A 13,570-nucleotide genomic window follows, 5' to 3' on the forward strand; every position below is an offset into this window, starting at 1 on the left:
TTACCAGCGCGCCCGGGTTGCGCCGAGCCAGCCCAGCGCCCCGGCCACCGGCACGCGCTCGCCCGAGGGACCGCGCAGAATGCCGTCGAAGTGGCCGAACCACTGCCGGGTGTCGGCATAGATCGGCCCCACGCGAGGGCAGGCCCTGTGCTGCTGGCGCGGTTTGAAGGTCAGTTTGACCCGCCCGTCGGCAGTGTTCAGGCTCCAGGGGGCCAGGGCGCTATGGGGGCTCTGCTCGATATGCACGGGACTGCTCAGGTGCTGCAGCTCGCCGCCGAACCATAGGGCGTTCTCCGAGAGGCCGCTGTGGTCGGTCCAGCCGGCGCCGAAGTTGCCGGCGATGCCGCCCGGTGCGGCGAAGGCGGCACGGGTCCAGTGGCTGTGCAGCGGCCAGACGCCGCGGCCGAAGTCCAGGGCGGCGAAGCTCTGCCCGGCGCTGCAGCTGTAGTGCCGGTTACCCAGCTGCACGCTGCCGCTGACGGGCAGGCCGAGTTCACGGCAGGTGGCGTGAAAGCCGTGCGAGGCCAGGGGGGCGACCAGGTTGACCGAGTCGAGATGAGGCGGGCGCTGGACCTCCAGGGCAACCTGCAGCGGTTTACCGCCGAGTGGCGTGGCGGCCACGGTGAGGCGCACGCGACCGGCATGCTCGGCGACCCGCAACTGCAGACGCGGATGGTTGAACTCATGACTCTGCTGGGCCTGCGCCGGAAGCCGGCAGCCGCGTGCCAGCAGGCGCAGGCGGCTGTGGGCGACGGCCTCGCCGCTCTCCAGGTCGAGGAAGTAGGCGGCGCCATAGCCCAGGTAGTCGAGGTCGGCCTGGGTCAGCGAGAGCATCCAGTGCGGTGTGGTGATGCACCAATGGTTCCAGCGCTTGCGCCGCCCGAAATGGCCGGGCAGGGTGCAGTCCACCAGTGGGCGGGGCGACCAGCCGATGGCCTGCGGGTTCAGCCGTCCATGCTGGTCGCATAGCTCGATCGGCGCTTGGAGGTGAGGGGGGGTGAAGCTGTTCATCAGACACATCCATGTGTATGCCGTGCGACGGGGCGCCGGGGCAGCGGTATTAAAAGAGCCTAGTAGAAGGTCGCAAGGTGCACAGCATGCCCAGACGACCCTGGGGGGGCAAGTGCTGGCATTTTGGTCCCGGCTCGACGCGGGGAGGACGCGGCCTTTTGTGGTCTGTGGCAACGGTCGAGACTTGAGTGCGCGGGGAGCAGGGCACAGAATGGCGCCTCATGGTGCCGCGGCCACTTTTTCGCCCGGGAGTACTCGATGTCTCGTTTTACCGCTTTCTGCGCCACGGTCCTTTTGACCTGTGGCAGCACCCAGGCATACGCCGATGCCGCCAGCCACGCCGCCGATGCCGAGCGTTTTCTGCTGCTGGCACGGGCCGACAGGCTGACCGTGCCGGTCTACGGCCAGGTCCAGCAGATGTTCACCCAACGCTTCGCCGAGAGCCAGGCGCCGGCGAGCAAGCAGGCACTGCTGGAGCGCTACCAGGCCAAGGCCAATGCGGCCCTGGACAGCGCGGTGGGCTGGCCGGTGCTCAAGCCGGAGCTGGTCGAGCTCTATACCCGCAATTTCGACGAGCAGGAGATGCAGGAGTTGCTGGCTTTCTATCGCTCGCCACTGGGGCAGAAGGTGCTGGACAAGATGCCCATGCTGACCGCGCAGTCGGCGCGCCTGACCCAGAACAAGCTGGAGGCAGCGGTACCGCGGGTGAACAAACTGCTGGCGGAAATGACCGCCGAACTGGACGCGAAAAAACCCTAGCCGGAGGCGTAGATGTCGAAACTGGAACAACTGCAGGCGGCCTTCGCCGCGCTGCAGCCGCAGCACCTCGAGGTGCTGGACGAGAGTCATATGCACAGCCGCGGGCTGGAGACCCACTACAAGGCGGTCATCGTCAGCCCGCAGTTCGCCGGTCTGAACGCGGTCAAGCGGCATCAGAAGGTCTACGCCAGCCTCGGCGAGCTGATGGGCCAGCTGCATGCCCTGGCCCTGCACACCTACACGCCCGAGGAGTGGGCGCAGCAGGGTGTCGCGCCGGACTCGCCGACCTGTCGCGGCGGCAGCAAGCACGACCATTGACTGCTTGTTGAACGGGGTTCGCCCTGCACGCCAGGGCCTTCTCCAGCCCCTCGCCGACGGAGGCGGGGTGTCGGGCGAGACAAATTGGCCCTACACGACAGGCGCCAGGAAACGTAAACTTCACCTCCGCGCCGGCCATCGCCGGCGTCTGCGTTTATAGGCCCAGTCCGCCCTTTGCGAGGGCGACTACTGAAGGAATCTGCTGCATGACCGACAAGATCGTCGTCGCGGCGCTGTACAAGTTCGTCACCCTGACGGACTACCAGGCGCTGCGCGAACCCCTGTTGCAAACCCTGCTGGACAACGGCATCAAAGGCACCTTGCTGCTGGCCGAGGAAGGTATCAACGGCACCGTCTCCGGCAGTCGCCTAGGCATCGACGCGCTGCTCGCCTGGTTCCGTCTCGACCCGCGGTTGGCCGACGTCGACCACAAGGAATCCTACTGCGACGAGCAGCCGTTCTATCGCACCAAGGTCAAGCTGAAGAAGGAGATCGTCACCCTCGGGGTGCCGGGCGTCGACCCCAACCAGCGGGTCGGCACCTATGTCGAGCCGCAGGCGTGGAACGAGCTGATCAGCGACCCCGAGGTGCTGCTGATCGATACCCGCAACGACTACGAGGTGGCCATCGGCACCTTCGAGGGCGCAATCGACCCCAAGACCAAGTCGTTCCGTGAGTTCCCCGACTACATCAAGGCGCATTTCGACCCGGCCAAGCACAAGAAGGTGGCGATGTTCTGCACCGGCGGCATCCGCTGCGAGAAGGCCTCCAGCTACATGCTCGGCGCCGGCTTCGAGGAGGTGTTCCACCTCAAGGGCGGTATCCTCAAGTACCTGGAGGACGTGCCCCAGGAGCAGACCAAGTGGCGCGGCGACTGCTTCGTCTTCGACAACCGGGTCACCGTGCGCCACGATCTGTCCGAGGGCGACTACGACCAGTGCCATGCCTGCCGCACCCCGGTGTCGGTGGCCGACCGCGAGTCCGAGTTCTATTCCCCGGGCATCAGCTGCCCGCATTGCTGGGATTCGCTGCCGGGGAAGACCCGTGCCGGCGCCCGCGAGCGGCAGAAGCAGATCGAACTGGCCAAGGCGCGCAACCAGCCGCATCCCCTGGGCCGTGACCCCCGCCAAGCCTCGGAGGCCTGAGCATGTCCGCTCGCCTGCTCTACGTGATGGACCCGATGTGTTCCTGGTGCTGGGGGTTCGCCCCGGTGCTCGAGTCCCTCGCCGAGCAGGCGGCCGCCGCGGGCGTGCCGCTGCAGCTGGTGGTCGGCGGCCTGCGCCGCGAGCGTATCGCCGTCGACGCGGTGGCGCGGGTGCGCTACCTCGGCTATTGGCAGGCGGTCAACGCCAGCACCGGCCAGTTGTTCGACTTCGAGCGGGGGCTGCCCGAGGGCCTGGTCTACGACACCGAGCCGGCCTGCCGGGCCCTGGTCACCGCGCGGCAGCTCGACCCCGAGAGCACCTGGCCGCTGGCCAAGCTGATCCAGCAGGCGTTCTACACCGAGGGGGTGGATGTCACCCAGGCTCCCCAGCTGCTGCGTCTGGCCGAGCAGGCGGGGATTCCGCGCATCGAATTCGCCGAGGCCTTCGACAGCCCGGCCATGCGCGCGGCCACCGCCGCCGATTTCACCTGGGTGCAGGATCTGGGGATCGCCGGCTTCCCCACCCTGCTGGCCGAGCGCGATGGCCAGCTGGCCCTGCTGACCAATGGTTACCAACCGCTGCAGACCCTGGCGCCGCTGCTCGGTCGCTGGCTGGAGCAGGCCGCCCATGGCTGATCGGCTGAGCTGGGCGGAAATCCGTCGCCTGGCCCTGCAGCACAAGAAGGCCCTGCTGTTGGCCAATGGCGTGGCGCTGCTGGCGACCCTGTGCAGCGTGCCGATCCCCTTGCTCCTACCGCTGTTGGTCGACGAGGTGCTGCTGGGCGACGGCGATGCCGCGCTCAGGGTGATGGACCGTTTCCTGCCGGCTACCTGGGAGACCGCCGCCGGCTATATCGGCCTGATGCTGCTGCTCACCCTGCTGCTGCGCGGGGCGGCGCTGGTGTTCAACGTGCTGCAGGCGCGCCAGTTCGCCCGCCTGTCCAAGGACATCGTCTACCGCATCCGCATCCGCCTGATCGAGCGGCTCAAGCGCATCTCCCTCGGCGAGTACGAGAGCCTCGGCGGCGGCACAGTTACTACTCATCTGGTCACCGACCTGGACACCCTCGACAAGTTCGTCGGCGAGACCCTCAGTCGCTTTCTGGTGGCGACCCTGACCCTGACCGGCACGGCGGCGATCCTGCTGTGGATGCACTGGCAGCTGGCGCTGCTGATCCTGTTGTTCAACCCGCTGGTGATCTTCGCCTCGGTGCAGCTGGGCAAGCGGGTCAAGCTGCTGAAGAAGCTGGAGAACGACAGCACCTCGCGCTTCACCCAGGCCCTCACCGAGACCCTGGAGGCGATCCAGGAGATCCGTGCCGGCAATCGCCAGGGCTTCTTCCTCGGCCGCCTCGCCGGCCGTGCCCGGGAGGTGCGCGACCATGCGGTGGCGTCGCAGTGGAAGAGCGATGCCTCGAATCGCGCCAGCGGCCTGCTGTTCCAGTTCGGCATCGACGTATTCCGCGCCGCGGCCATGCTCACGGTGCTGTTCTCCGACCTGTCGATCGGCCAGATGCTCGCGGTGTTCAGCTACCTGTGGTTCATGATCGGCCCGGTCGAGCAGTTGCTCAGCCTGCAATACGCCTTCTATGCCGCCGGCGGCGCCCTGCAGCGCCTCAACGAGCTGCTGGCGCGGGCCGATGAGCCGCAGTATCCGGGGCGCATCGACCCGTTCAAGGGCCGCGACACGGTCGGCATCGAGATCAAAGGCCTGACCTTCGCCTACAGCGACGAACCGGTGCTGGACCGCCTCGACCTGAGCATCGGTCCAGGCGAGAAGGTCGCCATAGTCGGCGCCAGCGGTGGCGGCAAGAGCACCCTGGTGCAGCTGCTGCTGGGGCTGTACACGCCCCAGGCCGGGACCATCAGTTTCGGCGGCAGCAGCCAGGCGGAGATCGGCCTGGAGAAGGTGCGCGACGAGGTGGCGGTGGTGCTGCAGCACCCGGCGCTGTTCAACGACACGGTGCGGGCCAACCTGTGCATGGGCCGCGAGCGCAGCGACGAGGCCTGCTGGCGGGCGCTGGAGATCGCCCAGCTGGCCTCCACCATCGGCATGCTGCCCCAGGGCCTGGACAGCATCATCGGGCGCTCCGGGGTGCGCCTGTCCGGTGGCCAACGCCAGCGCCTGGCCATCGCCCGCATGGTCCTGGCCGAGCCCAAGGTGGTGATACTCGACGAGGCCACCTCGGCCCTGGACGCCGCCACCGAGTACGCCCTGCACCAGGCCCTGGCGCAGTTCCTCAGCGGCCGCACCACCCTGATCATCGCCCACCGCCTCAGTGCGGTTAAGCAGGCCGACCGGGTGCTGGTGTTCGATGGCGGGCGCATCGCCGAAGACGGCGAGCACCAGCAGCTGATCGCCGTCGGCGGGCTATACGCCAAGCTCTACGGGCACCTGCAGCACTGACGCTGCGGTATTCCAGTCGCGGCGCGTCGAGTGCTCCGCCTCCCGCGCCGGCGTTATCGAGACCAATCTTCCCTCCGTGTACCTGACCGGCAGCCCCGGCAGCTGCCTCGCGCCGCCCGGCATTCGGCCGTGGCGGACGCCTCTGGCAGCCTGTCAGACCACGCTGGCAACAATACGTTACGCCTGGCGAGTGACTATCCTGAGGGATATGGCCGCTGCGCTCTGCGTAACGAAAATCTGCCACTCGGCCTGGGGCGCGGTCGGGCAGGGGCGTCGCAGTGCGCTTGTCCGGCCCCGGCCGTTGGGGTGTGATGAAGCTATTGCAGCGCCGCGTGGCGCGGTGCATCCACAACAACAATCGGGAGGCGCAATGAACGCCGTGAACAAGATCGAACAGCACAACCCCATCGGCACCGACGGCTTCGAGTTCGTCGAATACACCGCCCCGACCCCCGAAGGCATCCAGCAGCTGCGCGAGCTGTTCACCGCCATGGGCTTCACCGAGACGGCCAAGCACCGCTCCAAGGAGGTCTGGCTGTTCCAGCAGAACGACATCAACTTCGTGCTCAACGGCAGCCCCACCGGGCACGTGCGCGAGTTCGGCCTCAAGCACGGGCCGAGTGCCTGCGCCATGGCCTTCCGGGTGAAGAACGCGGCCCAGGCGGCGGCCTATGTCGAGGCCCAGGGCGCCAAACTGGTGGGCAGCCACGCCAACTTCGGCGAGCTGAACATCCCCTGCGTCGAGGGCATCGGCGGCTCCTTGCTCTATCTCGTCGACCGCTACGGCGACAAGAGCATCTACGACGTCGACTTCGAGTACATCGAGGGCCGCACGCCCAACGACAACGCCGTGGGCCTCAAGGAGGTCGACCACCTGACCCACAACGTCAAGCGCGGGCAGATGGACGTCTGGTCGGGCTTCTACGAGCGCATCGCCAATTTCCGCGAGATCCGCTACTTCGACATCGAAGGCAAGCTCACCGGCCTGCTCTCAAGGGCCATGACCGCGCCCTGCGGCAAGATCCGCATCCCGATCAACGAGTCGGCCGACGACAAGTCGCAGATCGAGGAATTCATCCGCGAGTACCACGGCGAGGGCATCCAGCACATCGCCCTGTCCACCGACGACATCTACGCCACCGTGCGCCAACTGCGCGCCAATGGCGTGGACTTCATGCAGACCCCGGGCACCTACTACGACAAGGTCGACAGCCGCGTGGCCGGTCACGGCGAACCGACCGAGGTGTTGCGCGAGCTGAACATCCTGATCGACGGCGCGCCGGGAGACGACGGCATCCTGCTGCAGATCTTCACCAACACCGTGATCGGCCCGATCTTCTTCGAGATCATCCAGCGCAAGGGCAACCAGGGCTTCGGCGAGGGCAACTTCAAGGCCCTGTTCGAGTCCATCGAGGAAGACCAGGTGCGCCGCGGCGTGCTCAAGGGCGAGTGAGCCCGGCGGGCCAAACCAGGTGGCCGGGCGCACGCCCGGCCCATGCTGAATCGAGGAGACATCGGCCATGAGCCGCAAATGGATCAGCTTCCCCCTGCGCGAGGGCGAGTGTTCGCGCCAGGCGCACTGCGACTTTCCCGAGGGCACCTACGAGCGCGAGATGGGCCGCGAGGGTTTCTTCGGCCCCACCGCGCACCTGCATCACAAGCATCCGCCGACCGGCTGGATCGACTGGCAGGGACCGTTGCGCCCCCATGCCTTCAATTTCAACGACATCGCCAGCGAGCGCGATTGCCCGTTGCTGGCGCCGCTGTGCCTGCACAACGGCGACGTCCAGCTGCGCGTGTGGAAGACCCACGGCGCCATGCGCCACCTGGTGCGCAACGCCGACGGCGACGACCTGCTGTTCATCCACGAGGGCGCCGGGCACTTCTACTGCGACTTCGGCCACCTGGAGTACCGCGACGGCGACTACCTGATGATTCCCCGGGGTACCGCCTGGCGCATCGAGGCCAGCGAGCCGACCTTCATGCTGCTGATCGAGAGCTCGGACGGTGCCTACCAGCTGCCGGACAAGGGCCTGCTAGGGCCCCAGGCGATCTTCGATCCGGCGGTGCTCGACCATCCGCGCCTGGACGCGGCCTTCAAGGCCCAGCAGGACGAGAACAGCTGGCAGATCAGGATCAAGCGGCGCAACCAGCTGACCACCGTGACCTATCCCTACAACCCGCTGGACGTGGTCGGCTGGCATGGCGACAACACGGTGGTGCGCCTCAACTGGCGGGACATCCGCCCGCTGATGAGCCATCGCTATCACCTGCCGCCGTCGGCGCACACCACCTTCGTGGCCAACGGCTTCGTGGTCTGCACCTTCACCCCGCGTCCGGTGGAGAGCGACCCGGGGGCGCTGAAGGTGCCGTTCTACCATAACAACGACGACTACGACGAAGTGCTGTTCTACCACCGCGGCAACTTCTTCAGCCGCGACAACATCGAGGCCGGCATGGTCACCCTGCACCCCTGCGGCTTCCCCCACGGCCCCCATCCCAAGGCGCTGAAGAAGAGCCTGGAGGACCCGGCGACCTTCGTCGAGGAGGTGGCGGTGATGATCGACACCCGCCGCGCCCTGGAGGTCGGCGAGGCCGCCGCGGCGGTGGATGTGGCCGAATACGTGAACTCCTGGCGCGCGCCGGGCAAACAGGCTTGAGGCGCGGCGGTGGGCGCCGGCCGGCGTCCACCGCGTGCCGACTTTAGGGAAAATGCTCTATGAAACTCGCTTCGTTGAATCAAGGCCGTGACGGTGAACTGCTGGTGGTGTCCCGCGACCTGTCCCGTGCGGTACGGGTCCCGCAGATCGCCGCCACCCTGCAGATTGCCCTGGACGACTGGGCGATCAAGCGCCCGCAGCTGGAGGCCATCTACCAGCGCCTGAACAACGGCCTGTGCGAAGAGACCTTCGTCTTCGACCAGGCCGATTGCGCGAGCCCCCTGCCGCGCGCCTACCACTGGGCCGACGGCAGCGCCTACGTCAACCATGTGGAGCTGGTACGCAAGGCCCGTGGCGCGGAGATGCCGGAGAGCTTCTGGCACGACCCGCTGATGTACCAGGGCGGTGCCGACAGCTTCATCCCGCCGCACAGCCCGATCCGCCTGGCCGAGGAGGCCTGGGGCATCGACCTGGAGGCCGAGCTGGCGGTGATCACCGACGACGTGCCCATGGGCGCCACGCCCGCCGAGGCGGCCGGGCATATCCAGCTGCTGATGCTGGTCAACGACGTATCCCTGCGCAACCTGATCCCCGGCGAGCTGGCCAAGGGCTTCGGCTTCTACCAGAGCAAGCCGTCGTCGAGCTTCTCGCCGGTGGCGGTGACCCCGGACGAGCTGGGCGACTGCTGGAAGGACGGCAAGGTCCATCGGCCGCTGGTGTCGCACATCAACGGCGCGCTGTTCGGCCAGCCGGACGCCGGCACCGACATGACCTTCAACTTCCCGACCCTGGTGGCCCATGCCGCCAAGACCCGGCCGCTGGGCAGCGGCACCATCATCGGCTCGGGCACCGTGTCCAACTACGACCGCAGCGCCGGTTCGTCCTGCCTGGCGGAGAAGCGCATGCTGGAGATCATCGAGCAGGGCGAGGCGCAGACGCCTTTCCTCAGGTTCGGCGACCGGGTGCGCATCGAGATGTTCGACGCCGAGGGTCAGAGCATCTTCGGTGCCATCGACCAAGTGGTGGAGAAATATGAGGCGTAGGCAGGGTGGGGCGCAGCGTTACCCTGCACTGCGCGTGACGGGTATCGCGGCCTTTGGCACCGATACCCGGCCTACGGCGGCGAACGAGGAGGCCCTGTGCTGACGCTCTATTCCTACTGGCGCTCCAGCGCCGCCTACCGGGTGCGCATCGCCCTGAACCTCAAGGGCCTGGCCTACCAGCAGGAGCCGGTGCACCTGGTCAAGGACGGTGGCCAGCAGCATTCGGCCGAGTACCGGGCGCTCAACCCGCAGGAGTTGGTGCCGCTGCTGGTGGACGCGGGCAACGGCGGGGTGCGCATCGCCCAGTCGATGGCGATCCTCGAGTACCTGGAGGAGGTCTACCCGGTGCCGGCGCTGCTGCCGGCCGATCCGGCCCTGCGCGCGCGGGTGCGTGCCCAGGCGCTGCATATCGCCTGCGACGTGCACCCGTTGAACAACCTGCGCGTGCTGCAATACCTGTCCGCCGAGCTGGGCGTCGGCGACGCGGCGAAGGACGCCTGGTACCGGCACTGGGTGGCGACCGGGCTGGCCGCGGTGGAGCAGGGGCTGAAGGACTTCGAGGGGCGTCTGTCCCTGGGGGACCGGCCGGGCTATCTGGAGGCCTGTCTGATTCCGCAGTTGTATAACGCCCGGCGTTTCAACTGCGAACTCGAGAGCTATCCGCGTCTGCTGACCATGGCAGCCCGTTGCGAAGAGCACGAGGCCTTCCGGCAGGCCGCTCCGCAGGCACAACCCGACGCCCAATAGGTGCCGGCGTACTGGCTCGAGCGTTCGCACGCACGGGCGGCGGAAAACCGCCGTCCGCGTCGTGCCGATGGCGAACGGCCGCCATCGTGGTGCGACTGACGTGCAGCGCCTGCTGCCTGGTGGCCGGCACCATCGGTGAATCGGCTCGAGCCTGTCTGGCATAAGACGCCCGAGCACCCTGGCCTCGGGCGGTAAGGGGTAGCGTCTTATCCGGCCGGCAACTCGTCCGAACGGGCCGTCCAGGGGCGGGATGGCCGGGTGCGGCGGATCTCAATGTTCGGCTCTGGCGGCCGATAGCCTGGCAAGCTGGTACAGAGATTGCGTTTGTCCATCCGACGCGCACAGACCTCTTGTCCGCGAGCAGGTTCACGTTGCCACGCCTAACAATAACGGAGTCGCCCCCATGTCGTATTCAGCCGCCCGCCTGTTTGCCGACCTTGCCGTTGGCAAGAAGCTGCTTTGTGGTTTTGGTCTGGTGTTGCTGTTGACCGTGGCGGTAGCCGGCAGCGGCTTCTTCTCCGTGCAGACGGTGCTACAAGGACATGCTCAGGCCACTCGCTTGTCTACGATCGGCGAGCAGATTCTCCAGGCGAGCCGCTTCGAGCGCGACTTCGCCCTGAGCAAGACGCCAGAAAGCGCCGAGCGGATGCGCACTCAGCTTGGCAAGGCCCGCCAGCTGTTGGGCGAGCAGATGCGCGGCGCCACGCAGGCGGACAAGACTCGTCTGCAGGCCATGGATCAGGCGGTGATGGACTACCAGCAACAGTTCGACGGCTTCGTGCAGCAGCAGGCCAGGGCCCTCGCAGCGCGCGAACAGATGGGCGTGGCAGCCGGGGAGGCGCGCGATCAATTCGAGGGGATCGAACTGGACATGTACGACGCCGTGCGCGAGCTGCGCCTGCAAGGCGACAAGCTGCGCGGCAGCGATCCACTGACCCTGGCGGAAACGGCGTCCGGCCTGAGCAAGCGCATGCTCGACCTGCGTGGCTACGAGAGCGCCTATATCATCGACGGCTCGAGCGCTGCGTTGGAGGAGTGGAACAACATAGGCGCCGATCTGCAAAGCGCGGCCAGTAGCCTGATGGTCTGGCTGGATGACGAGCAGAAGGGCGCCATCGAGGCCGCCTTGCAGGCACTGACGACTTACCAGCAGGCCTTCGCCAACTATCGGCAGGTGCGCGGCCAGAACCAGGCCAGCGAGTCGGCCATGGTCCAGCAGTCCCAGAAGGTGGTGGCCCTGGCCGAAGAGGCGCAGGCCAGTGAAGAGCAGGTCATGGCTGCCGACAGCCAGCGGATGCTGTTGCTGCTGGGCACCATGGGGACGGCCGCCGTGGTGTTCGGGGTGCTCGCCGCGCTGCTGATTTCTCGTTCGATCGTCGCTCCCTTGCAGCAGGCCGTGGCCTTTGCCCGGCGCATCGCCGAGGGCGATCTGAGTCGGGACCTGCCACTGCAGCGCAAGGACGAACTGGGCCAGTTGATGGCCGCCATGCAGGACATGACCGGTAGCCTGCGTAACCTGGTGGGGCGCATCGGGGGGGGCGTCGGCCAGATTGCCGCGGCGGCCGAGCAGTTGTCGGCGATCACCGCGCAGACCAGTGCCGGGGTGCAGAGCCAGAAGATGGAAACCGAGCAGACCGCCACGGCCATGCACCAGATGGCGGCCACCGTGCAGGAGGTCGCGCAGAATGCCGAGCAGGCCTCGATAGCCGCGCGTGACGCCGATCAGGAGGCGCAGCAGGGCAACCAGGTGGTGCAGCAGGCGGTGCAGCAGATCGGCCACCTGGCAACCGAGGTGGAGCAATCGGCCGAGGCGATCCAGGCGCTCGGCCAGGAGAGCGAGCGCATCGGCAGCGTGCTGGAGGTGATCCGCAGCGTCGCCGAACAGACCAACCTGCTGGCCCTCAATGCCGCCATCGAAGCGGCGCGGGCGGGGGATCAGGGCCGTGGTTTCGCGGTGGTCGCCGACGAGGTGCGGGCCCTGGCGCGGCGCACCCATGATTCGACCGAGGAGATCGAGGGCCTGATCAGCAGCCTGCAGCGCATGGCCAAGGGTGCGGTGACGCAGATGGACAGCAGCCGCAGCCTGACCCAACGCACCGTGGACCTGGCCGGACAGGCCGGCGCGGCCTTGGGACGCATCACCCAGGCGGTGAGCACCATCGAGCAGATGAACCAGCAGATCGCCGCCGCCGCCGAGGAGCAGAGCGCCGTGGCGGAAACCATCAGCGAAAGCATCACCCGGGTGCGCGACATCGGCGAGCAGAGCGCCGGCGCCAGCCAGCAGACCGCCGCCTCCAGCGCCGAACTGGCGCGCCTGGGCGTCGAGTTGCAGGGCCTGGTGGGGCAGTTCCGCACCTGAGCCGAGGCCCCGCCGGTAGCTTCAGTCCGCGTGGTGCGGGTGCCTGGCCAGCAGCGGCTTGCTCAGTTCGCTGGCCCAGGCCAGCAACGGCACCTCGACCTCGGGCTGCCAGATGCGCTGCCAGAGCAGCGTCAGGCGCTGTAGCTCGCCGCGCTCCACGGGCCAGCGCGTGACCTGGCTATTGACCTGCCAGGCGCCGTCCTGCCAGTGAGCGAAATCGAAGCGAAACGGATGGAAGCCGGTCATGCCCAGGCGCAGGTCGGTGACCACCAGGTGGTCGTCGATGCGGTCGAAGCGCAGCACACCGTCGGTGAACCAGGCCAGCCGGCGATAGGCCGGCGAGTCGACCAGCACGGCGGCCAGGGCGGTGCCCCGGGGGATGCGCTCGAGCTGCGGCGGATCGCGGTCGAGCCAGCCGACCAGGGCCTCGTGGTAGGACTCGCCGTCCAGCACTATCACCCGCCAGAGCAGGCTGTTGAGCGGCGTCGGGGTGCTGAACAGCGCCTCGGCCCGGATGCCTTGGCGTGCCAGCTCGGCTTCCACCCGCTGTTCGGCCATCTGCTTGCCGGCCAGGGTCGAGGCCAGGTAGAGGCTGGACAGGGCCAGGGCGATGTGCGGCGCCTTGCTTGCTCTGTCGCGCAGGCCGTAGATCAGCCCGAGCAACACCGCGACCAGTAGCGGCAGGGTGTACAGCGGGTCGATGATGAAGATGCTCGACCAGGCCACCGGCACCTGGGGCAACGGCCAGAGGATCTGGGTGCCGTAGCTGGTGAAGCAATCGAGCAGGGGGTGAGTCAGCAGCACCAGCGCGACCGTGGCCAGCAGTCGCCGGCCCGAGTAGCCGGGGTGCGGGCGAAAGCGCCGGACCAGCCAGGTGAGCAGCAGCGCCAGGGCTCCGAGGACGAACAGCGAATGGCTGAAGCCGCGGTGATAGGTCATGTTCGCCACCGCATCGCCGTACTCGATCACCACATCGAGGTCGGGCAGGGTGCCGAGCACGGCGCCATACAGCAGCGCCTTGCGTCCTTGCCAGCGGCCGAGCATGGCGCCCTGGAGGGTGGCACCGAGCACTGCCTGGGTAAGCGAATCCATGACGCGACCTCTATTGCGGACAGATGCCTA

12 protein-coding genes and 1 pseudogene are annotated in these 13,570 nt (G+C 67.5%); 11 read left to right on the plus strand and 2 right to left on the minus strand.

What is annotated here, in order from left to right; all coding sequences use genetic code 11:
• Entirely contained in the window at window positions 1-1,011 is a 1,011-nt protein-coding gene (locus tag SBP02_RS08655) for a DUF2804 domain-containing protein (protein WP_318645978.1), read from the minus strand.
• Window positions 1,012-1,269: 258 nt separating this feature from the next.
• Between SBP02_RS08655 and SBP02_RS08660 the strand changes: the two genes are divergently transcribed.
• From SBP02_RS08660 to SBP02_RS20890, 11 genes and pseudogenes are all read left to right on the plus strand, one after another.
• The gene (locus SBP02_RS08660) at window positions 1,270-1,770 is read left to right on the plus strand and encodes a DUF2059 domain-containing protein (RefSeq protein WP_318645979.1); all 501 of its coding nucleotides are present in this window, start codon (window positions 1,270-1,272) and stop codon (window positions 1,768-1,770) included.
• 12 nt (window positions 1,771-1,782) lie between these two features.
• Window positions 1,783-2,088: a BolA family protein gene (locus SBP02_RS08665; protein WP_318645980.1), complete on the plus strand. Its 306-nt coding sequence runs from the start codon at window positions 1,783-1,785 to the stop codon at window positions 2,086-2,088.
• A 206-nt stretch (window positions 2,089-2,294) separates the two neighbouring features.
• A complete protein-coding gene (trhO, locus tag SBP02_RS08670) occupies window positions 2,295-3,233 on the plus strand; it encodes an oxygen-dependent tRNA uridine(34) hydroxylase TrhO (protein WP_318645981.1) in 939 nt (312 codons plus the stop codon).
• A 2-nt stretch (window positions 3,234-3,235) separates the two neighbouring features.
• Complete coding sequence (locus SBP02_RS08675; RefSeq protein ID WP_318645982.1) at window positions 3,236-3,868, plus strand: DsbA family protein; 633 nt, start codon at window positions 3,236-3,238, stop codon at window positions 3,866-3,868.
• Window positions 3,861-5,639 (plus strand): ABC transporter ATP-binding protein, encoded by a 1,779-nt coding sequence (locus tag SBP02_RS08680; RefSeq protein WP_318645983.1) that lies wholly within the window; start codon window positions 3,861-3,863, stop codon window positions 5,637-5,639. The genes SBP02_RS08675 and SBP02_RS08680 overlap by 8 nt, the downstream gene beginning before the upstream one ends.
• Before the next feature lie 370 nt (window positions 5,640-6,009).
• Window positions 6,010-7,092: a 4-hydroxyphenylpyruvate dioxygenase gene (gene hppD / locus SBP02_RS08685; protein WP_318645984.1), complete on the plus strand. Its 1,083-nt coding sequence runs from the start codon at window positions 6,010-6,012 to the stop codon at window positions 7,090-7,092.
• A gap of 67 nt (window positions 7,093-7,159) precedes the next feature.
• Window positions 7,160-8,299: a homogentisate 1,2-dioxygenase gene (locus SBP02_RS08690; RefSeq protein WP_318645985.1), complete on the plus strand. Its 1,140-nt coding sequence runs from the start codon at window positions 7,160-7,162 to the stop codon at window positions 8,297-8,299.
• A 59-nt stretch (window positions 8,300-8,358) separates the two neighbouring features.
• A complete protein-coding gene (locus tag SBP02_RS08695) occupies window positions 8,359-9,342 on the plus strand; it encodes a fumarylacetoacetate hydrolase family protein (RefSeq protein WP_318645986.1) in 984 nt (327 codons plus the stop codon).
• A gap of 96 nt (window positions 9,343-9,438) precedes the next feature.
• Window positions 9,439-10,089, plus strand: a complete 651-nt coding sequence (gene maiA / locus SBP02_RS08700) for a maleylacetoacetate isomerase (RefSeq protein ID WP_318645987.1) — start codon at window positions 9,439-9,441, stop codon at window positions 10,087-10,089.
• Between the two features lie 1,315 nt (window positions 10,090-11,404).
• Window positions 11,405-11,590: pseudogene (locus tag SBP02_RS20885) on the plus strand (HAMP domain-containing protein); the annotation flags it as partial.
• Window positions 11,591-11,707: 117 nt separating this feature from the next.
• The gene (locus tag SBP02_RS20890) at window positions 11,708-12,448 is read left to right on the plus strand and encodes a methyl-accepting chemotaxis protein (protein WP_404824387.1); all 741 of its coding nucleotides are present in this window, start codon (window positions 11,708-11,710) and stop codon (window positions 12,446-12,448) included.
• A gap of 21 nt (window positions 12,449-12,469) precedes the next feature.
• Here the strand turns inward: SBP02_RS20890 and SBP02_RS08710 are convergent, their stop codons facing one another.
• Window positions 12,470-13,540, minus strand: a complete 1,071-nt coding sequence (locus SBP02_RS08710; RefSeq protein WP_318645989.1) for a metal-dependent hydrolase — start codon at window positions 13,538-13,540, stop codon at window positions 12,470-12,472.
• Window positions 13,541-13,570 lie beyond the last annotated feature (30 nt).

The sequence above is a fragment of the Pseudomonas benzenivorans genome (assembly GCF_033547155.1).
GTDB lineage: Bacteria > Pseudomonadota > Gammaproteobacteria > Pseudomonadales > Pseudomonadaceae > Aquipseudomonas > Aquipseudomonas benzenivorans_B.